This is a genomic window from Arthrobacter oryzae, from assembly GCF_037911235.1.
Taxonomy (GTDB): Bacteria; Actinomycetota; Actinomycetes; order Actinomycetales; family Micrococcaceae; genus Arthrobacter; species Arthrobacter oryzae_E.
Window position 1 is genome coordinate 13,086 of record NZ_JBBLYW010000006.1, and the last position, 22,214, is coordinate 35,299.

Sequence of the window (22,214 nt, forward strand, 5' to 3'; positions counted from 1 at the left end):
CCCAGTACCATACACACTTATATTTTTTATGCCAGTTTTCCGAAAAAGGGCAGAATTTTGGCGGCACGCGCGTAGTTGATCCGGACGTTGGCAGCCCGGTAAATTTGGGGTGATGATTCATATTAATCCGGATGACCCTGCGCGGGGAGACGTCCGCCAGCTCCTGAGCGAGCACCTGGCAGACATGCTCGCCACCTCGCCGGCGGAAAGTGTGCACGCACTGGACCATTCCGCACTGTCCGCTCCGTCGATCACGTTCTGGACGGCCCGCGAGGACGGCGAGCTCCTGGGGTGTGGCGCGCTCAAGCTCCTCGATTCCCCGCACGGCTCAGCGAAGTACGGCGAAATCAAGTCCATGCGCACCACAGCAACCGCGCGGGGGCGAGGCGTCGCCACCCTGATGCTCAGGCACATCCTTGACGCGGCCCGAACCCGGGACTTCGAGCGCATCTATCTTGAGACAGGAACCGAGGACTATTTCGCGCCCGCACGGCGCTTGTATGTCCGCAACGGGTTCACCGAGTGCCCTCCCTTTGGCAGCTACGTTATGGATCCCAACAGCGTTTTCATGCAACTCCGCCTTTAAGCGCGAGGGTGCGGTGGATGCCCGTATGGTCGAGCGCGCCGTCGCCCTGGGCCACCATCTCGTCGAACAACCCGCGCACGGCGCCGCTCAGCGGGAGTTCAAGCCCCTCCTTGGCAGCCGCCTCCAGTATGAACCCGAGGTCCTTGAGCTGGTTCCGGGCACTGCCGCCGCCGTCGAAATCGTTGCTGATCCAGCGGTGGCCCTTCTGCCGGAGCAGAGCGGAATCGGCCAGCCCGCCCTGCAGCAGCTCGAGCATCACCGACAGGTCCAGGCCTCCCTTGCCGGCAAGCAGCATCGCCTCGGAGACTGCGGTCACGGTGGCGGCGACGACGATCTGGTTGCAGGCCTTGGCGAGCGCCCCGGATCCGCTCGGACCCATGTACCGGACGGTGGTGCCCATGGCCTGGAACACGGACTCCACCGCTTGCGCCGCGTCCCGGTCCCCGCCGACCATGATGCTGAGGGTCCCGTTCTCCGCGCCAACGGTTCCACCGCTGACTGGCGCATCGAGGACCGTCACCCCGTGGTCACGGAGCAAACGTTCCGCAAAGGCCGCGACGGCGATCGGCGAAACCGTTCCGTGGACTACGAGGGCGGGGCGGGCGATGCCTCTCGCCGCCCAGCCGGCAAGCAGTCCGTCCGGTCCCGGGAGCAGTGACTCAACCTGGTCCAGGTCGGGCAAAACCGTAAGAACGACGTCGGACGCGGCATCGGCCGGTGATGTGGCGGCGCGCACCCCAAGGGCAACCAGGGGTTCCGTTTTGGCGGACGTCCGGTTCCAGACGGTGAGGTCGCCGTCGAAAGCCAGGAGCCGGCCGGCCATGGGACCGCCCATGGGGCCCAGTCCCAGAAGGGCGAGGGAGCGTCGCGTGGTTTCGGTCATGTTCACAGTCCTTGAATTTTGGGGGCCGGCTAAGGGAGGGCGGCCGGCTGCGAGGCAGTGCGCGGACGGCCATGGGAAGGCAGTCCGCCGCATCAGTGGAACCGAAGTGGAACCGGTACACTTTTTGTACCACAGCGGCTGGCCGGGTGTAAATCATTGTTCGTCCGCACTCCCGCACCAGCCGCCGGAGTGCGGCGGTAGGAAATCTAGGTGCGCGGCTTTGGCCGCGCCACGCTGGACCGTTCGATGAGCTCGGCGTCGACATGGATCACGGTCGGTTTTCCGGAGGACTTCCCGCTGGCATTGGACAGGGCAAGTTGCACGGAGTGCCGGGCCAGCAGGTCGATGGGCTGCCGGACAATCGTCAGGGGCGGGGTCATCAGCTCGGTCCACGGCGAATCCTCGAACACAATGACCGACAATTCATCCGGAATCGAAACCCCGGCGTGCGCCAGGCGCCGGAGCACCGCCGTCACCTGGGCGGTATTGGCCACCACCAGCGCGGTGGGCGGATCCTCCAGGTTGAGCAACGCCGTCATGGCATCCCCGCCGGCGGCACCCCGGAAGGCCGCGGAGCGGATCAGGTGGTCATCCTGCTCCAGTCCGGCTGCTTCCAAAGCTTCGCGATATCCCGCGATCCGGTCCCGGCCGGTGGTTGATGCCGCAGGACCCGAGATGATCGCGATCCGGCGGTGTCCGTGCGCAGCCAGCAGGGCCGTGGCGGACCTTGCCGACTCGATGTTGTTGATGGTCACGACGTCCACGGCCGGCAGCGACGGGATGGAGCGGTCAACAAAGACCACATCGGTCCCCATGTCCTGGAGCTTTTTCCAGATCTCAAGGTTGTTCCCCGTGGGAGTGGCGATAATCCCGCTGACGCGCCGCTCAATGAGGGTGGAGAGGCGCTCCGACTCCAGCTGGTCGTCCTCCTGCGTGGTCATCAGGAGCACCTGGATTCCGCGGGAGTGCGCCTCCTGCACAACCTGGTCCGCCAGCCGGGCAAAGAAGGGATTGGAGACATCGGCCAGGAGCAGCCCCAGCGTGGTGGGCGGCCCGTGCTTCAGCTCCCTGGCTGCTGTGCGGGGATGGTACCCGAGGGTTTCCATCACGTCGCTGACGCGCCCCCGGGTCGCCGCTGCCACGGGACCGGACCCCGGATTGAGGACGCGGGAGACGACGGCGACGGACACCCCCGCAGCCGCGGCAACATCGCGTATGGTCGGCTGCTTTTGCACGTGTACTCCTCCATCGGCTACTGCGGCTCCCCGGAACCTCCGGCGGGAACTTTTTCAGACTAGGGTATTGACCTCGTCGAGCAGGTATGACATAAAAGTGGAACCGGTTCCATTATGTTTACTTCGGAGCCGATTGTCTACCGCAGCACCGCCCGGGATTGAGGCAGCACACCCCAGCCAGCCACCTGAGCGTCACTTCACCGCAACGCTGCGGCGGACCCGATGCTTTCTGCCGGCCATCCACACGGGATGGAGCCGCACCCATTGAAAGGTAGTTATGAACCTGCACAAACTTCTGACCCAACGCGAGGCCGAAGGCGCCCCGATCCGCGTGGGACTGATCGGCGCCGGACGGTTCGGCACCATGTACCTGGCACAGGCCCGCAACATCCCCGGCATCCATGTGGTGGCCATCGCGGACATCAACGCCGAACGCGCCAAGGGCGCACTGAAGCTGGTGGAGTGGCCCGAGGAAGCCTTCGTAGAAGACATCGAGGCGGCGCTTGCCACCCGGGCCACCACCGTCGTGACCGATGCGTCCGTCCTGTTCGACGCTGACCTGGACGTCATCGTCGAGGCCACCGGCAACCCGATCGTGGGCATCAACCACGCGCTCCGCGCCATCGAGACGGGCAAGCACATCATCATGGTGACCGTCGAGGCGGACGCCCTCGCCGGCCCGGCCCTGGCCAAGCGGGCCAAAGAGGCCGGCGTCGTGTATTCACTGGCATACGGGGACCAGCCCGCGCTGATCTGGGAGCTCGTCGACTGGGCACGGACCTCCGGCTTCGACGTCGTCTGCGCCGGCAAGGGTGCCAAGTACCTGTCCCACTACCACCAGATGAACCCGGACAACGTCTGGGAGAACTGGGAATTCTCCAAGGAACTGACGGACTCCGGCCAGCTCAACCCCTACATGCACACCTCCTTCCGCGACGGCACCAAGGCCGCCATCGAAATGGCGGCTGTGGCCAACGCGGCGGGCCTGCGTCCGTCCGACGAAGGGCTGACGTTCACTCCCGGCGACGTCGAAGAGATCGCCACGATCTGCCGTCCCGCGGCAGACGGCGGCGTGCTCAGCAACGCCGGAAGCGTCGATGTCATGTCCAGCGTGACGCGTGAGGGCGACTGGATCCCCCACAACACCCAGGAGGGCGTCTTCGTCGTGGTGAAGGCCACGAACAAGTACGTCTCCGGCTGCTTCCAGGAGTACCCGTGGCACCCGGACCCCACCGGCCAGTACGCCGCCCTCTACCGCCCGTACCACTACGTCGGCCTGGAGCTCAACGTCTCCATCGCCAACGCGGCACTCCGCGGTGTCGCCACCGGAGCTCCGGAAGGCTTCCACGCCGACGTCGTTGCCTGCGCCAAGAAGGACCTGCGCGCCGGCGAAATCCTCGACGGCGAGGGCGGCTTCACGGTCTGGGGAAAACTGATCTCGGCCGAAAAGTCGGTCCGGGACGGCGCCCTGCCGGTCGCCATGGCCCACCACGTCAAGCTCGTCAACGATGTCCCCGAGGGCGGCATCGTCCGCTGGGACGACGTCGAAATCGATACCTCCCTGGAAGAGGCCCTCGAGCTGCGGCGCGAGACGGAGGCCCTGGCACTCGACGTGGTGCCGGCGACATGATCGACCGTCGCACTTTCCTCGGAGCCGCCGCGGCGAGCATGCTGCTGGCCGGCTGCGGGAGCACTCCGGGAATCGACCCGAACCGCGCCGCGTCGGCAGGGGGCACCCTGAAGTTCGGCAGCTGGCAGTGGCTCGAGCCGGGCCGCGGCGAGGCCATGTGGAAGGCCATTCAGGCCTACCAGAAGGTGAATCCGTCCGCGGTCCTGGCGCAGAGCACCACGCCGTTCCTTTCCTTCGCGGACAAGCTCAACACCGAGCTCGGCGGCAAGGGCGGGCCGGACGTTTTCGTGGTCCAGGACGTCAATTTCTACCCGCTGGCCGACGCCGGCATCCTGGCCCCGCTCAGCTCCGTGATTTCCTCGCACAAGGGCACGCCGTTCAACCACACCAATGAATCCGGCCTGGTGAACGGCGTGCAGTACGGGATCACGTGGGAACGCCTGAACTGGAACTTCTTCTGGAACCGCAAAATCCTGGAGAAGGCCAGCGTGACCCCGCCGACGAACGTCGCAGAACTGATTTCCGCCGCTGGCCAGATCCGCTCCGCCACCGGCCTGGACGGCTTCGGCGTCCGGCATCAGATGACGGAATTCGATTCCTGGTTCATGGACTTCGATGTGTGGACCTACGGGCACGGCGGATCCTGGTCGGACGGCTCACGCCCCACGATCGACTCCGCAGAGAACATCGCCGGCGTTGAGGCGTTCGGCGAGATCTACCGCTCAGGTGCGATGCCCATTGGCGACGACGCGTCAACGATGCGTACCAAGTTCCGCGAAGGCCGCCTGGGCATGATGATCGATGTCTCCTCCACCGTCGCCGGCATCCTGCGGTCCTCCAAGGCCCTGACGTCGGCCGACATCGGCTTTGCCGAACGGATTCCGCTTCCCCGCCCCTCGGCCCACCAGGAGATCGTGCTGGCTGTCAACGGGTACGGCAAGAACAAGAACCTCGCCGTCGACTTCGTCGGCTGGGTCGGTTCCGACGAAGGCCAAGCTGCGCTCCGGGCGGCAATGGGCCCGTCAACACTGGCCACCGACGTGCCGCTGGCTCCCGACTACGCCGCGGCCAATCCGTGGGCCAAGGCGTTCATCGACCTGGCTTCGGAGTCGCGCAGCCCCCTCATCAAGGGCTACGAGGCGCAGACCAAGGCCATCATGCGCGAAGTCATGACGCAGGTGGAACGCTACCTCGTGGACGGCGGCGACGCTGCCAAGGCACTCGCCACCGCACAGACACAAGTAACTCAGCTGCTTGGCTGAGAAGACCTAGGCAAAGGATCCGGGCAATGTCGCTCCGAACTTCGATCTCCCCGCCCGCCGTGGCGCAGCCTCCCATCCAGGATGCCCCTTCCCGGCATCACATGTGGCAGAGGATCTCCCCGTACATCTACATCGGCCCCGCCGTCGTGTACCTGATCATCTTCATGATCATTCCGGTGGTGCAGGGCATCCAGCTCAGCTTCACCAAGACCCCGCTGGTCAGGCCCGACGGCGGAACCGGCGTCGGGCTGGAGAACTACTCCCGCCTGCTCAGCAGCCCGCAGTTCTACAACTCGCTAGGCGCCACCATCCTGTACACGGCCGCGACCGTCATCATCGCCGTCGCCATCGGCGCGGGAGCAGCCCTGCTCCTGAACCAGGCCTTCAAGGGACGCACCATCGTGCGGGCCATCATCACGTTCCCCTGGGCCGTCCCCACGGTGGCCACCGCCCTGATCTTCAGCTGGATCTTCAACCGCTCCGACGGCGTCCTGAACGAAGTGGTCGGAGTGCTCGGCGTCGGCCAGCAGGGCTGGCTGGTCGATCCGAAGTTCGGCATGGCCGCCGTCGTCCTGACGTCCGTCTGGAAGGTCATGCCCCTCGTCATGCTGGTGGTCCTTGCCTCGCTGCAGTCCATCCCGAGCGAACTCTACGAGGCCACCCGCATGGACGGCGCCGGGGCACTGGAAACGTTCAAGGCCGTCACCTGGCCGCACATCGCCCCCACCGTCAGGGTAGTCACGCTCCTGATGACGATCTGGTCCATCCGCCGTTTCGAGATCATCTATCTCCTGACCGGCGGCGGCCCGGTGGACACCACCAACACCCTCGTCGTCAACGTCTACCGTCAGGCCTTCAGCAACCAGGAACTGGGCCGCGCGGCAGCCATCGGCGCCCTGGGCCTGGTGCTGTCCCTGCTGGTCACGGTTGTCTACTTCATGATGGAACGGCGCAACGCCGCCAAGGAGGCCTAGAACAAATGACCACCCAAGAAGCACCTCCAATCACCCGGTCAGCCCCTCACAAGCGGCGGCTGAAGGCACCGGGCAACCGAAATTTCAGCAAGCCCGCCCGCTACGTCATGCTGGCCGCCCTGGTCCTCTTCTCAGGCTTCCCGCTCTACTGGATGCTGAACACGGCCCTCAGTCAGGACTCCGAACTTTACGGCCAGGCCCAGGGCTGGTGGCCCCACTGGGAACGGCTCGCGGACTTCGGCGACCTGATCGGCAGCGTCCCCATCTTCAAGTGGCTCACCAACTCCGTGGTGATCGCCGGGGGCACCACGCTGCTGTCCCTCATCTTCGCGGTGCTGGCCGGCTACGCACTGTCCAGGTTCAAGTTCCACGGCAAGGGCGCCGCGGGGTTCCTGCTGTTCGCCACCCAGATGCTGCCCGAGGCACTGCTGGTCGTCCCGATCTACGCGCTCTTCGCGTCGCTGGGCCTCCTCAACGGCATGGGCGGCCTGATCCTCGCCAACGTGGCCTTCACGATGCCCGTCAGCGTCTGGATCATCAAGGGCGCCATCGATGCGATCCCGTATGAAATCGAAGAGGCCGCCGCCGTCGACGGGTGTCCCCGCGTCACCATCCTGTCCCTGGTTCTCACACCCCTGATTCTTCCCAGCATCGCCGCTGCCGCCGTCATCAACTTCTTCGACGGGTGGAACGAATTCCTGCTGGCCAAGACGTTCATCGCCGAACGCGACCTCTGGCCGGCGTCCGTGGGCCTGGCCTCCTTCATCGGCCAGTACCTGACCTCGCTGAACTCCGTCATGGCTGCGGCCCTGCTGTTCACGCTCCCGGCGTTGATCTTCTTCCTCCTTGTCCAGCGTCGCATCGTATCGGGCCTCACGGCCGGCTCAGTCAAAGGTTGATCATGGCAAAGCTCTCACTACGCAACATCAGCAAGCGCTTCGGGGACACCCAGGTCATCCACGACTTCAGTGCCGAGGTCGACAACGGGGAATTCCTGGTACTGCTCGGCGCGTCGGGATCCGGAAAATCGACCCTGCTCCGCATCATTGCCGGGCTCACCGACGCCAGCGCGGGCGACATCATCTTCGACAACCTGCGCGTGAACCGGCAAAGTCCGCGCGAGCGCGACATCGCCTTCGTGTTCCAGTCCTATGCGTTGTATCCGCACCTGACAGTCCGCGAAAACATTGCCTTCCCGCTGGCTCTGGACAGGTTCAAGGGCTGGCACCACATCCCGGGCATCAGCGCCATCGCACGCCGCGTTTATGGCTCGTCCAAGGAGATCGTCAAGCAGGTGGCCAGTGTCTCGTCGATGCTGGAGCTGGACGAGTACGCGAACCGCAAGCCCGGTGGCCTCTCCGGCGGGCAGCGCCAGCGCGTGGCCCTGGCACGCGCGTTGATCCGCAACCCGTCGATGTTCCTGCTGGACGAGCCTCTGTCCAACCTCGACGCCAAGCTCCGCGCGGAACTCCGCGGCGAAATCGTCCGGCTGCACCGGCTGACCGGGAAGACCTTCGTCTACGTCACCCACGACCAGGTGGAAGCCATGACCATGGCCACCCAGATCGTCATTCTCCACAACGGCGTCGTGCAGCAGCACGCCACCCCGCAGGAAATCTACGCCCGCCCCGCCAACACGTACGTTGCCCGCTTCATCGGCAGCCCGCCCATGAACCTCATGACCGCGGCCGTGAACGACGGGCAGCCGGCACTCGGCGGGCTCCGGCTCCCGGCTCCCGAACAACTCCGGCTCCGGAACGGCTCCGTGACCCTGGGCCTTCGCCCGGAACACCTCACGGTAACGGCCGACGTCGGCGGGCCAGGTCTGGCGGGAACGGTCCGGAGAATCGAGGACCTCGGCGCGGACACCCTGATCGGCGTCCAGCCCGACCCTGCACTTGGACTGAAGATGTGGGAACTCAACCAGGACGATCTCCTCTGGATCCGTCAGACGGGGCAGACCCGCCTGATGGCGGGAGATCCCTGCACGGTCACCCCCGAGGCAAGGATGGCCAGCTACTTCGACGGCGATACTGGAGTGAATCTCGCGCCCGCCGATGAAACGTCCACTGCCCTGCTGCCCGGCTAGGCCAGCCCGCCAAAGGAAGCCCGCTGCGCCGACGGAATCTATCCGTCGGCGCGGCGGGCTTACTTCATTCCGTAGGTTCTTCTTGCCGTCTCGGCAAAGAGGTACCGGCGTTCGTCAGCGGTCATGGCGGCGGTTATCTCGTCGAACGCAGTGTAGAGCGCGGTGAAGGTCGAGTAGAGGCTGTCCACCGGGAAGTTACTTCCGAACATGGTGCGGCGCGGACCAAAGAGGTCGATGGTGTCCAGGACGATCGGTCGGATTGATGCGGCCGTCCAGGAGTGGTCATTGGTTCCTAGTGCCGAAACCTTGGCAACGACGTTTGGTTGTTGTGCCATCTTTTTCATACCGGCCCGCCAGTTGCGGAGGGACACCGGATCGCGGTGGATGGGCATCCCGGCATGGTCAAGGATGATGACGGTGTCCGGATGGGCAGCGGCCAATTCCGCCGCTTGGTCGAGCTGGCCGGGGAAGACCTGGAGGTCGAAGGACAGGCCCAGGGATGACAGATGTGAGAACCCCTCCAGCCAGCCGGGATCGGTGATCAGATCCGGCCGGGAGGTATGGGTGTACCGGGGATCCGGGTGCCAGTTGAGGATGTCGCGCACACCCCGCACCGATGGAATGGCGGCGAGCCGTTCCAGCCGGTGCCGCACTCCCGGCTCGGCGAGGGACGCTTTGGCCACTTGGACGGAGGGCAGGCCGGTGCTGTCGTGGAGGCCCTGGATCCAGTCCGCTTCCCAGAGCGAATCGGCGGCACCGTTTTCGACATGGACGGCCCCGGCCAGTGGGAAATCCCCGGCGTCAGCCAGGTAGTCCTCGATGAGGTAGTTTCGCCGGAGCGGGCGGTCGTCCCCGTGATAGCGGAACGGTTCTGCCGGGCCCTGGAGCCAGGGATATGAGCGGGAGAAATCGCACAAGTGGTGATGGGCGTCGATGATCTCAAAATCCAGCACTGGGAGCTCCATTTGTTTCCGGGCCGACGCGGGCGCCGGAAGCGGCGGCAGCGGTGTCTCCGTTGCCACCGCTCCCGGCGCTGCCTGAGGTAACAGTCGTAAGCCCGGTGAACGCCGAGCATTCGGTCAGGCCGTCGCTTCCTTCTTCGGGGGCGATTTCTTTTTCATCAGCGGCCATCCCTTGCTTCCTTGGTCGAGGGCAACGGCAATGACGACGACGAGCCCGGTGACGATCTGTTCGTAGAAGCTCGGGACGTTGAGCAGCACCAGGCCGTTCGTGAGCGCCCCCAGGATCAGGGCCCCGACCAACGTGCCGGCGATCCTTCCTTCTCCACCCATGAGGTTGGCTCCGCCGATCACGGCCGAGGCGATTGCCGTCAGCAGGTACGGGCTGCCCGCATCGGTCTGGGCCGCGTTAATGCGGGCAACGATGACCAGCCCGCCCACTCCTGCGAGGACGCCGGAGAGGGCGTAGACGGCAATTTTCACCCTGTCGACACGGACGCCGGAGAGCCAGGCCGTTTCTTCGCTGCCGCCGGTGGCGATGACATTCTGCCCGAACACTGTCCGGCGGAGGAGCAGCCAGCAGAGGATGGCGAGAACCGCAACGAGGATGACCGCCACCGGGATGCCGCCGACGTAGCTGTTGAGCATGAAGACGAAGTCCTTGGGGACGTTGTAGACCGGCCGCCCGTTGGTGACCACGTATGCGAAGCCCTGGTAAATACTCATCGTTCCAAGGGTGGCGATGAACGGGGGCAGCTTGAGTTTGGTGATCAGCAGACCGTTGATGGCGCCGCAGACCAGGCCGAGGGCAATGCCTGCGCATAGCGCGAGGAAGGGTGAGGTCCCGGCGTTGACCATGAGCGTGGCGGAGACGATCCCGACGAAGCTCGCGATTGAGCCGACTGCGAGGTCGATGCCGCCGGTGATAATGACGAATGTGATGCCGAGCCCGATGATGGCGTTGACACTGGCCGAGACGGCGATGTCCCTGAGGTTGCCCGAGGTGAGGAAGTTCGGGTTCAGCATTCCGAAGATCAGGAAGATGACAACAGCGGCAATGTAGATGCCGAGTGCCTGCAGGTTCAGTGTCGGCCGCTGGCGTGGCAGCTTGGCGACGGAAGGTTCGGGCCGCCGGTTTACGGGGGTCCTCTGGCTGTCTTGGCCCGGGTCGTTCTTGGGCAGCGTGGGCTGGCTCATGTCGTTGTTCTTTCTGCGATGCCCATGGCGTTGGCCACGAGGCTGTGTTCATTGATGTCGTCGCCGGTGTGCTCGGAAACGAACTGACCCTGCCGCATCACTTTGACCCGGTCGCTGAGGGAGATGATTTCCGGCAGGTCGGAGGAAACCACGATCACTGCGCTTCCGGCCTTGGCCAGGGCGTCGATGAGTTCATAGATTTCGACCTTGCCGCCGACGTCCACGCCCTTGGTGGGCTCGTCGAAGAGGAATACTTTCGTGTTGCGCCACGTCCACTTGGCGATAACGATCTTTTGTTGATTGCCGCCGGAGAACTGGCGGGCGTTGAGGCGGACGTTGGCGGGCCTGAGTGACATACGTGCCGCGGCCTCTTCGGCGGCTGCAATCTGCTTCCGCAGGCTGATGATCGGGCCGAAGCCGTTGAACTGCCGGTCCGCGGTGAGGGAGATGTTGAAGTACGCGGGGACCTGCAGGACCAGCCCCTGGTGCTTGCGTTCTTCCGGGATGAACGCAATGCCGGCGTTTCTGCTGTCCCGCGGCGAGCGGATCCTGCGCTTTTTCCCGTCGATGCTCACCGCGCCGGTGCTGCCTTTGTCGGCCCTGATGATTGCACGCAGGAACTCGGTGCGGCCCGAGCCGACAAGGCCCGCGATGCCCAGGACTTCGCCTGCCCGGACATCCAAGGAGAGCGGTCCCCCACCCGTGGGGTGGCTGACCTCCGAAGCAGAAAACAGGACCGGTGCGTCTTGCCGTACCGGGTGCTGCCGCTTGAACGAGAGCAGCTCACGGCCGACCATGTTCCGGACTATGTCCTGTTCCGACGTCTGCGCGATGGGCTTCGTGTAATTGACGGTCCCGTCGCGCAAAACCACTACCTTGTCGGAAACGCTCATGACCTCGGGCATCTTGTGGGATACGTAGATGATGCCGACCCCGCGGGTGTGCGCAATTTCCCGAACCCGGTTCAGCACGCCCTCGACATTGTGTTCCAGCATGCTTGTTGTGGGTTCGTCGAGGGCCACGATTTTCGCGCCGAACGCCAGTGCCCGGGCAATGGTGAGGGCGTGGCGCTGGGCGGGGCTCAGTCCGCGTACGGAAGCTTTGGCGTTGAGCGGGAAGCCCATCTGGGCGACGTCGGCCAGCGCCTGTTCGATGTCTTTGCCCGCCTCCCGGCGTTGCCGCGACGTGCGCCCCAGCACGAGATTCTGCTCCACGGACAACTGCGGAACGATGGCCGGTTCCTGGTGGGCGATTCTCACCCCGTCAGCCAATGCCTGGCGGGGTGAGAAGTGCTGCCGTTGGACGCCCTCGATAATTACGGCTCCGTGGTCCGGAACGAGGGAGCCGCCGAGAATGGCAAGCAGGGTACTTTTGCCCGCCCCGTTCTCCCCGGCCAATGTGCATATTTCTCCGCGTTCCAACGTGAAGCTGACATCATTCAGAGCGCGGACTCCGGGAAATGACTTCGCGATATTCTGCAGTTCCAGCAGCGGTGCAACCATGATGGATACCGTTTCTGCCTTACGGCATTCCGGTCGGGTATTCCCCGACGTTCTTTGAATCGATGATGAAAGCGGGAACGTCCACCCAGCCCGGAACCTTCTTGCCGGCCAACAGCCAAAGCGCAGCATCCACGCCGCTGGCACCTTCGGTGACGGGCTGCTCGCTGACCGTGGCGGTCATGTTGCCTGCTTCGATTTCCTTCTTCGCCTGGGGAATGCCGTCAGTTCCGACCAGCACAACCTTCCCGGTGAGATTCTTCGCGGCGATCGCAGCCGCGACGCCGAACGCCATGCCGTCATTCTGGGAATAGAACGCCTTGATGTCGGGGTTGGCTGTCAGCATGGCAGTTGCAATTTCCTGAGCCCTGGTCTGATCCCACTTCGCAGTCTGGGAGGCGACCAGTTGCAGGTTGGAGTGCTTGGCCAGGCCCTTTTTGAAGCCCTCCCCCCGGTTCAAGGCGTTGGACGACCCCGGGTCGCCCTCAATCATGGCCACCTTGCCGCCTTCGGGGAGCTTGGCTGCGATGTAGTCAGCAGCCGTCTCGCCGATCGTCAAGGCATCGGGCCCGACGTAAACGCTCCCCGGGACGTTGCCCTTGGCGTCGTTGAGGATGACCACCGGCATCTTCTTGGCCAGGGCATCGGTGAAGACCGTGTCCAGCCCTGTCGCTGAAATAGGTGATGCAAGCAGTGCGCTGCAGCCCTGGTTCGCGGCACTCTTGGCCTTGTCCAGCTGCTCGGTAATGGAGGACTCATCGGTCACATCGAACGTCTGGTACTTGACGCCGAGCTTCTTCGCCTCGGCCTCAAATCCGTCCCGTTCAAAGCCCCAGAACTCGTTGGACAGCGTCCGGGTGATGTAGCAAAGCTTGGTGTCGGCCGACGCTGCAGGTGCGCCCAGGCTGGCCTTCACGTCCTCGATCGGTGTCTTGGCAGAGGCGTCAACCAGGCTCACCAGGTCACCGGACTGGGATGACTGGCCGGTGGGCCCTTCAGGGGTGGCACTGCAAGCGGCGAGCAACGCGACTGCGGCCGTAGCGGCGAAAAGCTGTGTAGCTGCGCGAGGAATTCTTGTCATTGTGATGGTTCCTTTCATCTTTGGAAGGCCCGCAATAGGCGGCACTCTTGCTGAATTCGGTTGCGGTACCGGTTGCTTTTGGGCACCACAACGGTTCTTGCCTTGTACTTGGTTTGACGGGTAGTGGCTGGAGACCTAGCGGCCAGCTGAGGCTCTGGCGAGGGAAACACCCAAGACGTTCTCGATGTGCAGTACGTCAGCCGGCGTGAGGAAGGATTCGGAGCGTCCGCAAACAAGCCGGCCCGCCTCGTTGGCCGCCCTGAGGCATACGGGGAAGGGGTGTTCGTTGGCCATCGCCAGGACCATCGCTCCCAGGAAGCTGTCTCCGGCGCCGACTGAGTTCACCACACGGATCGGTTCGACCGCCGCCTGCACAAGATCGTTCCCGCTCAGCGCCGCCACCCCGCCTTCGCCGAGTGTCAGAACGGGAGTTTTGGCGCCGGCCTCTCGCAGTGCCTTAAGGAGCAGCGGTACGTCGGTGCTTTGCGGGACGTTCAGCACATGACAGGCCTCGCTGAGGTTCATAACTACGACGTCGGCGAGGCCAAGGAGGTCCTTCGCCTCTGCGTGCACCGGCGAGAGGTTCAACACCACGGTTGAACCGAGCTCACGAAATCGGGTGGCCGCACGTCTGACGGCGGGAAGGGGCACCTCCAGGTTCAGGACTACAAACGCAGGCGGTTCATGGTCCTCGAGGTACGCATCGACGTCAGCCGGCGAGAAATTACCGTTGGCTCCCGGGACAACGACAGTATCGTATTCGCCCTCAGGATTGACCCTTACATGCCCCACGCCGGTATGGGCCAGGTCGTCGCGAATGATGCCCTCGGTGGTGATTCCGCGTTCGCGGAGGGCTCCGGTGATGAAGTCTCCAAGGTGGTCAGAGCCGACACGTCCCACGAGTGTCACCGTCGGGTCCAATGAGGCGATGCTCATCGCCGCATTCAGGCTTTTGCCACCCGCAGCCATTTCGAAGTTTTGCCCGGTCACGTAGCTCGCCGCGCTCACTTCGGCGCCGAGGTAGGCGATAAGGTCCACGTTCAGCGAGCCGACGACGCAGATACCGGTTGGCCTCACCTAGACACCCACGGCTTTCGACCACAGGACGGACGAGGAGTGCAGTGCGTCTCCGTTGGGGAGGTCCGGGTAGTCCCGGACAAGTTCGCGGGCCTTGTCGATGATCGTCCCCATCCTCTCGATGTTCATTTCGCATTCGGCGACAGGGTTCTCGCGTACCGGATCGGTGTCGAAATAGTACGTTCCCTGGTATCCCTCGCGGAGCAGGTAGTACACAAGTTCAAGTGTTTCCGCGAAGTGGATCGACGCTACCACGAGGCCGTCGTCTGCCACGCCGTGGGAGTCGTTGAGCTGCAGCCCGAACAGTTTTTGCTCCCGCAAGCACATGGCCGCGGACTGGGACGGATTCTCGCGGGCCATCAGCAGGTGGCCGAAGTCAAGAGTTACGCCGAGGTTCGGGCGGTCACAGTCCTTGATGAGGTTCATGACGGCACCAGTGGTGTTAAGAATGGTGCGTCCGCGCGGCTCGGCCGGCTTGTACTCGATGGAGATGCGAATGTCCTGGTCGACGTCGGCGACGGCCTGCAGGCTTTCGACCATCCAGTTCCAGGACTTCATGTAGTCCATTTGCAGCGGGTATTCGTACCCGTCGTGGGCGGGCCAGAGGAGGACGTGGTCGGAGCCGAATTCCCGGCAGAGGCTGATGGCTTCCTTGACCATTCCGACGGCCGCTTCCCGGAGCGCGGGATCAGGGTTTGTGAATCCTCCATTGGCGAACTGGGGCGCCGGCCACCGGAGCTGGATGCCGCGGACGTCCAGGTCGGCTTTTGCCAGGGCTGCCTTTATTTCCTCGACTGAGTGCTCGCCGAAGTGCTCCGGAAAGTTCAGTTCGAGCGAGGTGAGGCCCCTAACGCTGCCGGCGATGGAGATCAGGTCGATCACCGAATCTTCGCCACTGGGGTATTTCTTACCCTTGCCCAAGGCAAAGGAATTGAGACGGGTGGAGTACTTGATTGCTGTCATTGCAGTTCGCTTTCGATCGTGAAGGCCACTCTGGTCCGCATGGACGGCGATCGAAATTCCTGAAGGAACTTCGGCTCTGAAGTTTGGCTGGTGTTGGAAGTCTATGAGGCGTTTGGTCCCGGGATGTAGGGAATAATGAATCCGACTGCAAGAATCTTCAGTACTGAATATTGATTCAGAGGGGCTTGCGGCTACCGTTTGGGAGGGGCCCGTTCCCGACTCCCCGGAGACGGCACGGGACGCTACCGTCCAGGCTCTCCGGGAGAAGATTCAGGTCTGCATATATATTCAAGACCACGACGAAAGTGACGAAATATGACGCAGCTCACAGGACCGTCGTCGACCTTGTCGGTCAGCACTGAGCAGCTTCGGCTGTTCACCAAGATCGCCGTGCTGTACCACGAGGAAGGCCTGTCGCAGGGGGAAATCTCCCAGCGACTGAACCTCTCCCAGGCAAGGGTTTCGCGCTATCTCAAGAACGCCGTGGAGCTCGGAATCGTGCGGACATCGATCGTCCAGCCGTCGGGGATTTATGTCGGACTTGAGAAGGCTCTCGAGGAGAAGTACCAACTTCGTGAAGTTGTGGTTGTGGACGTCATGGACGGCGCCTCGCTGGGGATGCGCCTGGGATCGTCGGCTGCTACGTACCTCGAAACGACAATTGACGCTGACGACTATGTGGGCATCTCGTCGTGGAGCACCACCCTCCTGCACACCGTCGAAGCCATGCGCTCACGCCCCCGGAAAATCGCCAACGAAGTGATCCAGCTCATTGGGGGCGTCGGCAGCCCCCAGGCCCAGATACAGGCCACCCGCCTGGTGGCCCACCTAGCAGAACTGACGTCGGCCAAGCCCTACTACATGGGGTGCCCCGGTCTCGTAGCCAACCCACAGATCCGCGAAGCGTTCCTTGGGGATCCAGCGGTGGCGGCATCCATGGCCGCCTGGGAGCGCCTGACCACTTTGCTGGTGGGGATCGGGACATTCCCTGCCTCCCCGCTGTGGCAGGCAAGCGGAAACGCCTTGAGCCGTGCAGAAGAAGGGGAACTTTCCCGGGCCGGCGCCGTAGGAGAGATCTGTTTGCGCTTCTTCGACATCAACGGCCAGCCCATGAAACCCGCCATCGAGGAAAGAATGATCTCCATTGAGGCCGAGGCCATGATGCAAGTACCCCGTCGCATCGGCGTCGCAGGTGGAATGCGCAAACTTGACGCCATCCGCGGCGCCGTCGCCGGCGGGTGGATCAATGTCCTGATCACGGATGCAGACGTGGCGAGGCAACTCCTGGAACCGCCGCAGCTCTAGCCCCGAATAACGCGCGGCATGGCGAGGGCGACGTTGTCCGCAAAAGTGGTATCGGTTACACTTTTGTACCACTGCCGCTATTCCCCCGCCAAGCAGAGTCCAGAGAAAGAGCAGGTCACCGATGACCATCATTGTCACCGCAGAATTCACACCCAAAGAGGGTGCCTACGACCAGGTGGTCGCCGCACTCTCACCCGCCATTGCAGAGGTGCACGAAGAACCCGGCTGCCTGCTGTACGCCATCCATGAATCGCCCACCGGCCAGATCATGATGATCGAAAAATGGGAAAGCGTGGACCTGCTCGATGCCCACGGCTCCGGCGACGCCGTCAAGCGCCTCAACGCCTCACTCGACGGGCTGCTGGCAAAGCCGGTGGACGTCACCCGGCTGGTGCCGATCCCCGCCGGAACTTCCCACCAGGGAGCACTCTAAGTAGTAAACGGTCAGTGACACACGGACGACGGCGGGACTTCCCGCCGTCGTCCGTTTGCGTTAAGGGCTGCCCTGTAACACAGGCGAAACGGCATGGATCGGCAGCGGAAACGTGCGGGTCGTAGGCTGGCTCCAACGTCCCGTCAAGGGAAACATTTTTGGCTCGGATCTGGGACGACCATTGAGCCTAAATTGGGGAATGAGCCGTGAAATCACGTTCCGGAAATGTCCAGGAAGCGGCTGCAATACGTTCCGAGGATGCCGATCCCCCTGCTGATTACACGTTTGTAGGACCCTACGACGCACAATGCGATCGGCTTCACTGCTTCTGCCACGCGTCGGAATAGGAGCCGTTCCGCGCCCCGAACGAGGCAACCGCGGCAGGACGACGGCGGCACATCCCGCCGTCGTCCTCTTGCGTTTGATCTGGGGAATGTCCATTTATCCGAGGTCGGCCTCTATTCCGGCAGGCTGCCGACGTCGTTGGAGGGTCCGTTGCGGCGCCGCCGCAGCTGTTCACCAGGCACTGACGGTGGGACTGAAAGCGGGGGGTGGTCCCGCCGTCGTCCGGCCAGCTCGCTAAACCGGTCAACAGACTGCTGGGCCGCCAACTGCAATTCCGGATCCAGGGCAGCGGCCCGGGCATAGGTGCCCACTGCGCTAAGGGCGTCAATGAGCAGCCGGGCAGGAACTTCCCCGGAGGCGCCGCCGCCCTGCAGCAGTATGGCCTCACGATCAGCCGCAAGCGTGTCAGCCATGGTGCCCACCGTGATGCGCTGCCACACGTCGGGGATGCTCTCCACGCTCGCCAGCTTTTCGCGCAGCGGCCATGATGCGATGAATCGGGCAAGCCACGCCCTGTGCAGTTTTTTGTGCCGCCTTTCCTGCCAATGCGGGTAGAAGCTGAAGACGACGGCGAAGGGCGCGATGATTCCCAACACCACAAGCGCCCAGTCCGCTTCCGCCGGATTGGGTCCCTCTGCCGCATCGCTGTAGATGCCAAGCATCACGCCTGCGGCCATGCACGCCAGGATCCACGTGACACCCAAGATATCCCGGGTGCGTCGCTGTGATCTGGTGGCGTACTGGACAGGCGCTGGTTCCGAGACGACGAGGGCTTCGGTCGCAGTGAGCCCGGTGTTCAGGAGTTTGGATGCCGCAGCGCCCTGCAATCCGGAGTGGTGCGGCACTTCCAGGTACACCGGCGGTAAGCCCTGCGTTTCCTGTGCAGGCACAATAGTTCCGTCGTCCACGTCTCCCCCACTTAGGCCGTCCGGATTGGACTCTTGAGTATAAGGTCCGGTGCGGGCCGGACCGTGCAGGACAGTAGAGCGCCGGTCCTACGCCGCGATGAAGAGCGCCCAGTCAGGCAGGGGATCCACCGGTAATGGCGGCCCGGTCTCGTCGAGACCGGCGGCACTGGCAAATACGTTCAGCCAGTCAGGCGGTTCCCGGTCTTGGTCGTCGCCCGCGTTGGCGGGTTGGTCCGGCCAGTGTGGCGGTTCCCAGTCCGGTTGTTCGCTCGGATAGGAGCGTCCCGCCGGTGAGATCCAGCCCGGCGGCTGGTCCCGGGTCGCACCGACCGGCCCCCATGCTGTGGTGTGTTTGAGCCGGTGGTGCCTCCGGCATGGCTGGGCCAGGTTGGTGATGCCGGTGCGCCTCCCTCGGACCAGGCCAGCAGATGATCCGCTTCATTGTCCAAGGAATGGTTGTTGCAGCCGGGGAAAGGGCACCGGCCGTCCCGAAGCCGCAGCCATTGACGCATCGCCCTCGGAACCCGGTAGCTCTCGCGTCCGATCTCCAGCGGCGCTCCGGTCCGCGGATCGGTCAGCACCCGCAGGAACGACTCCGCGCCATCCGCGACAAGCCGGCGGGCCATGCTCGGCGGAACGGGGCCGTACCCGTCCAGCGTGGCCGGTTCCTCGCCTGCACCCAGGAGCGATAACACCGGAACGGTCACCAAGACCTGCGCCCTGGGTGACGGGATACCTTCCACCACCCCCGCCAGCAGCCAGTCAGCAGCGACGTCCGCACGAAGCTGGGTCAGGGTCCGGGATTCCGCCGGCCCCTGCAGGGCACGCGCCGCTTCGGTGGCACGTGACCACACACCCGCTGCCACATCCGCAGCCACGTAGGCCGAGAGCCAGGCCATGCCGTCCCGGTCCGGCACATACTCCAGCCGCCGGTCCTCCACGCCCTTGCGGTGGCGCGCCTCGATGCTTACAGGATGGTGCCGCTCACGCCAGCTGCGCGCCTTGGCACGGAACCTGCCCGGCACCAGCTCCCCCGCCGGGCAGCCACGCGCAGCAAACGGAGCATCGGGTCCAGGAAATGAGCCTCCAAGGCAGCAGCGCCACCCCTGTCCAGGTTGGCGGTCTCATCACACATCACGCGCGCGTGCTGCCACGAAATACTCCCTGACCCCAGCGCAGACAGCGTCAACGGCAGGGACGTGGTCAGCGCGGCCGATTCCGCCAGGAATGCCGCCGCCGATCTCTCACTCACCGTCAGAACGCAGGCGACCTCTGCCGTCACCGCCATTTCCCGGGCGGTGCATTCCTGCGGGGAAACGGCCGGGGCCGCCAAGGCGGCGGCAGCGCGGGCATATCCCGCCGCAAAATGCACCTTCAGCCCGGCCAGCATGGCTTCCATCCGGCCCGCCGCGGCCAGACCGTCCAGGCACGCGTCCGCTTCATCCCGAAGGGGGTCAGCACCAGCCAAAGCACCATCCCCGGCCCCGCGACCAACCACAGCAGCCAGCGCAGCAAAGGAGGCCTCCATGGCCTCCAACGTCTCCGCAACTGCCCTGCCGTCCATACCCACAGCATGTCAACAGGCACCGACAAAAAACGCCGCTTCAGGGTTGCTGGCAAAAGTCAGCTTTCCAGGATCTGCCTGATGCCAAACTCACCCACGGCGAACATCCGCGGGTTGTCGTCCGAGTTGCTCAGCATGGCCGTGGACAGGATGAGGGCCCAGCCCCGGGCCCTCATCCATGTGTCCCCGTCCACTGCGGGGCCAAAGGCGCCCCTGAAGCGCCGGCGCGCGCCGGCGTCGAACATCAGCCACCCCACGGCTAAATCGACAGCCGGGTCCCCTGCCCCGACGTCGCCGAAATCGATGACGCCGGCCAGCGAACCGTCGTCCTGCAGCAGGATATTGCCCGGGTGGAGGTCCCCGTGGAGCATCATCGCCGGACCATCCCAGGCCTTCGCGGCACAGGCCTGCGCCCAGACGGCTCTCAGTGCGACTGCCTGCGGGTAGCGTTCGCGGTCCCCGAGCCGTTCCACCACCGCAGCGTCACGGTCCGTCAGCGGCACACCGCGGAAAGGATTCACCGGGACGCCGGTTTCGGCGGGCACGTGGAGCGCCAGGAGGAAATCGGCCAGGCCTTCAGCGGCCGGACCGCGGCCTGCCGGGCCGACGTCGGCCGCGGCGGCTCCGGGGACCCACCGCACGATGCTCCACGGCCACGGAAAGTCCGACGTCGGCCGGCCGGCATGGACCGGGAATGGAACCGCAACCGGGGAACGGCGGGCTATGTCCGGAAGGTAGCGCCGCTCATGCAGGATCAGCGGAACGGCCTCCGCCCGGCGCGGCAGCCGGACGGCCAGGTCATCGCCGAGCCGGAAGGTCGCGTTGTCCCAGCCATTGGCAACCCGCGCTAAAGGACGGTGGCCGAGGTCGGGCCGTTGGTCCAGGACGAGGCGCTGGACGACGGTATCACTCACTTCCACCGTGGCTGGTGGCATTCCCGCCATTCAGAGATCCGCCCTTCTTGTTCCGCGATTTACTTGTCCTGCCATGCAATCCCTTTTCCCTTGTTAGGGAAGGACGTCACGGTCGGGCTTGTGGCATCATGCAGAGCGGACGACGGCGGGTCGTCCCGCCGTCGTCCGCTTGCGTTTGAATATACGCCCGGACCTACGGCCTGCCAGAACGCTGCGACAAGGGCCCGCCAAATCTCCGGACACGGTGGTGGTGGTCCGTAGCGGCACGGTTACCAACTGCGATAGTAAGCACACTTGCTATCCACTGCGCAAGAGCGGGTTTCTCGTCCGCGTCCACTCCCAGAAAAATTTAGTAAGCATGCTTGCCAAACCATTACTAAGCGTGCTTATCGTAGTGCGGTGCAATGTCCTGAAGAGTGGCGTTGCCATCCCCGTTTTACCGAAATACTCCAAGGAGACACCATGCTCGCCAAGGAACATATCGACGACCTGCTGACCCGCGATGGAAAAGTCCTCTCCACTGAGGGGGACAAGATCGGATCCATCGGCCAGGTTTACACCGACGACGACAGCGGCCAGCCCACGTGGGTTACGGTCAAGACGGGCCTTTTCGGCACGTCCGAATCGTTCGTCCCCCTCGAAGGGGCCCGCGTGGAAGGGGACAACATCGTTGTCCCCTTCGGCAAGGACCAGGTGAAGGACGCCCCCAGGGTGGACACGGACGGGCACCTCGAGCCTTCGGAAGAGGACCGCCTCTACCGCCACTACCGGGTCAACGGAGGAGGGGTCCGCGGCACAGAAGCCGGCCGAACCTCGGACTTCCGCAGTAATGAAGGCCGAGCCGGCACCGGATTCCGTGAAGACGCGGACACCACGGGAACGGTGGGCCGTGACACTTCAGGTCCCACCACGGACGACGCTATGACCCGCTCCGAGGAACGGCTGAACGTCGGCACCGAGCAGCAGGCCACTGGCAGGGCCCGGCTGCGTAAGTACGTGACCACCGAGAACGTCACACAGACCGTTCCGGTGCAGCGTGAAGAGGTGCGGATCGAACGCGAACCGATCACGGATGCTAACGCCGGTGCCGCCATGAGCGGACCCGACATCAGCGAAGAGGAGCACGAGGTGGTGCTCCACGAGGAACGGCCCGTTGTCGAGAAGGAAACCGTTCCGGTGGAGCGGGTAAGGCTGAACAAGGACACAGTGACGGACGAGGTGACCGTTGATGAAGAGGTGCGTAAAGAGCGCATCGAAACTGAGGGCCTGCGCGACGACCGCCGCTAAGAGCCGCTAAGAACTGAGGAAGA

Annotated in this window: 19 protein-coding genes and 1 pseudogene; 9 read left to right on the top strand and 11 right to left on the bottom strand. The window is 64.2% G+C overall.

Going from position 1 to position 22,214, the window contains the following annotated elements; translation table 11 throughout:
- The first annotated feature begins 112 nt into the window (after positions 1-112).
- Positions 113-586 carry a GNAT family N-acetyltransferase gene (locus tag WMN78_RS02155; protein ID WP_340531759.1) on the top strand — a complete coding sequence of 158 codons (474 nt, stop codon included), beginning with the start codon at positions 113-115 and terminating at the stop codon, positions 584-586.
- Here WMN78_RS02155 and WMN78_RS02160 read toward each other — a convergent pair.
- Both WMN78_RS02160 and WMN78_RS02165 read right to left on the bottom strand, forming a co-directional pair.
- Positions 567-1,469: an NAD(P)-dependent oxidoreductase gene (locus WMN78_RS02160; RefSeq protein ID WP_340531760.1), complete on the bottom strand. Its 903-nt coding sequence runs from the start codon at positions 1,467-1,469 to the stop codon at positions 567-569. The genes WMN78_RS02155 and WMN78_RS02160 overlap by 20 nt on opposite strands.
- A 206-nt stretch (positions 1,470-1,675) precedes the next feature.
- The gene (locus WMN78_RS02165; protein ID WP_340531761.1) at positions 1,676-2,704 is read right to left on the bottom strand and encodes a substrate-binding domain-containing protein; all 1,029 of its coding nucleotides are present in this window, start codon (positions 2,702-2,704) and stop codon (positions 1,676-1,678) included.
- A 277-nt stretch (positions 2,705-2,981) separates the two neighbouring features.
- Here WMN78_RS02165 and WMN78_RS02170 point away from each other — a divergent pair, with 277 nt between their 5' ends.
- Genes WMN78_RS02170 through WMN78_RS02190 form a run of 5 tightly spaced genes read left to right on the top strand, consistent with a single transcriptional unit; the run spans position 2,982 to position 8,659 of the window.
- Positions 2,982-4,334 carry an NAD(P)H-dependent oxidoreductase gene (locus WMN78_RS02170; protein WP_340531762.1) on the top strand — a complete coding sequence of 451 codons (1,353 nt, stop codon included), beginning with the start codon at positions 2,982-2,984 and terminating at the stop codon, positions 4,332-4,334.
- A complete protein-coding gene (locus WMN78_RS02175) occupies positions 4,331-5,596 on the top strand; it encodes an ABC transporter substrate-binding protein (protein ID WP_340531763.1) in 1,266 nt (421 codons plus the stop codon). Before WMN78_RS02170 ends, WMN78_RS02175 begins: the two co-directional genes overlap by 4 nt.
- Before the next feature lie 26 nt (positions 5,597-5,622).
- A complete protein-coding gene (locus WMN78_RS02180; RefSeq protein WP_305942379.1) occupies positions 5,623-6,570 on the top strand; it encodes a carbohydrate ABC transporter permease in 948 nt (315 codons plus the stop codon).
- Between the two features lie 5 nt (positions 6,571-6,575).
- On the top strand, positions 6,576-7,469 hold the full coding sequence (locus WMN78_RS02185) for a carbohydrate ABC transporter permease (protein ID WP_340531764.1): 894 nt from the start codon (positions 6,576-6,578) through the stop codon (positions 7,467-7,469).
- A gap of 2 nt (positions 7,470-7,471) precedes the next feature.
- Positions 7,472-8,659: an ABC transporter ATP-binding protein gene (locus tag WMN78_RS02190; protein ID WP_340531765.1), complete on the top strand. Its 1,188-nt coding sequence runs from the start codon at positions 7,472-7,474 to the stop codon at positions 8,657-8,659.
- Positions 8,660-8,718: 59 nt separating this feature from the next.
- On the opposite strand, the gene WMN78_RS02195 is transcribed toward WMN78_RS02190, so the two are convergent.
- The 6 genes from WMN78_RS02195 to WMN78_RS02220 all read right to left on the bottom strand — a co-directional run bounded on the left by WMN78_RS02195 (position 8,719) and on the right by WMN78_RS02220 (position 15,435).
- Positions 8,719-9,612 (bottom strand): amidohydrolase family protein, encoded by an 894-nt coding sequence (locus WMN78_RS02195; RefSeq protein ID WP_340531766.1) that lies wholly within the window; start codon positions 9,610-9,612, stop codon positions 8,719-8,721.
- Between the two features lie 126 nt (positions 9,613-9,738).
- A complete protein-coding gene (locus tag WMN78_RS02200; RefSeq protein ID WP_340531767.1) occupies positions 9,739-10,815 on the bottom strand; it encodes an ABC transporter permease in 1,077 nt (358 codons plus the stop codon).
- Positions 10,812-12,317, bottom strand: coding sequence for a sugar ABC transporter ATP-binding protein (locus WMN78_RS02205; protein ID WP_340531768.1), 1,506 nt, complete (start codon positions 12,315-12,317; stop codon positions 10,812-10,814). Before WMN78_RS02205 ends, WMN78_RS02200 begins: the two co-directional genes overlap by 4 nt.
- Before the next feature lie 19 nt (positions 12,318-12,336).
- Positions 12,337-13,395, bottom strand: coding sequence for a substrate-binding domain-containing protein (locus WMN78_RS02210; RefSeq protein ID WP_305942385.1), 1,059 nt, complete (start codon positions 13,393-13,395; stop codon positions 12,337-12,339).
- 135 nt (positions 13,396-13,530) lie between these two features.
- On the bottom strand, positions 13,531-14,472 hold the full coding sequence (locus WMN78_RS02215; RefSeq protein WP_340531769.1) for a PfkB family carbohydrate kinase: 942 nt from the start codon (positions 14,470-14,472) through the stop codon (positions 13,531-13,533).
- Positions 14,473-15,435, bottom strand: coding sequence for a sugar phosphate isomerase/epimerase family protein (locus WMN78_RS02220; RefSeq protein ID WP_340531770.1), 963 nt, complete (start codon positions 15,433-15,435; stop codon positions 14,473-14,475).
- Between the two features lie 315 nt (positions 15,436-15,750).
- Here WMN78_RS02220 and WMN78_RS02225 point away from each other — a divergent pair, with 315 nt between their 5' ends.
- On the top strand, positions 15,751-16,740 hold the full coding sequence (locus WMN78_RS02225; RefSeq protein ID WP_340531771.1) for a sugar-binding transcriptional regulator: 990 nt from the start codon (positions 15,751-15,753) through the stop codon (positions 16,738-16,740).
- Positions 16,741-16,861: 121 nt separating this feature from the next.
- On the top strand, positions 16,862-17,173 hold the full coding sequence (locus tag WMN78_RS02230; RefSeq protein WP_340531773.1) for a putative quinol monooxygenase: 312 nt from the start codon (positions 16,862-16,864) through the stop codon (positions 17,171-17,173).
- A gap of 458 nt (positions 17,174-17,631) precedes the next feature.
- Here WMN78_RS02230 and WMN78_RS02235 read toward each other — a convergent pair whose 3' ends face one another.
- The 3 genes and pseudogenes from WMN78_RS02235 to WMN78_RS02245 all read right to left on the bottom strand — a co-directional run bounded on the left by WMN78_RS02235 (position 17,632) and on the right by WMN78_RS02245 (position 20,934).
- Complete coding sequence (locus WMN78_RS02235) at positions 17,632-18,408, bottom strand: hypothetical protein (protein ID WP_340531774.1); 777 nt, start codon at positions 18,406-18,408, stop codon at positions 17,632-17,634.
- A 105-nt stretch (positions 18,409-18,513) separates the two neighbouring features.
- A pseudogene (locus WMN78_RS02240) lies at positions 18,514-19,990 on the bottom strand (DUF222 domain-containing protein).
- 59 nt (positions 19,991-20,049) lie between these two features.
- Positions 20,050-20,934, bottom strand: coding sequence for an aminoglycoside phosphotransferase family protein (locus tag WMN78_RS02245; protein ID WP_340531775.1), 885 nt, complete (start codon positions 20,932-20,934; stop codon positions 20,050-20,052).
- A 432-nt stretch (positions 20,935-21,366) separates the two neighbouring features.
- Here WMN78_RS02245 and WMN78_RS02250 point away from each other — a divergent pair, with 432 nt between their 5' ends.
- Positions 21,367-22,191, top strand: coding sequence for a PRC and DUF2382 domain-containing protein (locus tag WMN78_RS02250; protein WP_340531776.1), 825 nt, complete (start codon positions 21,367-21,369; stop codon positions 22,189-22,191).
- Positions 22,192-22,214 lie beyond the last annotated feature (23 nt).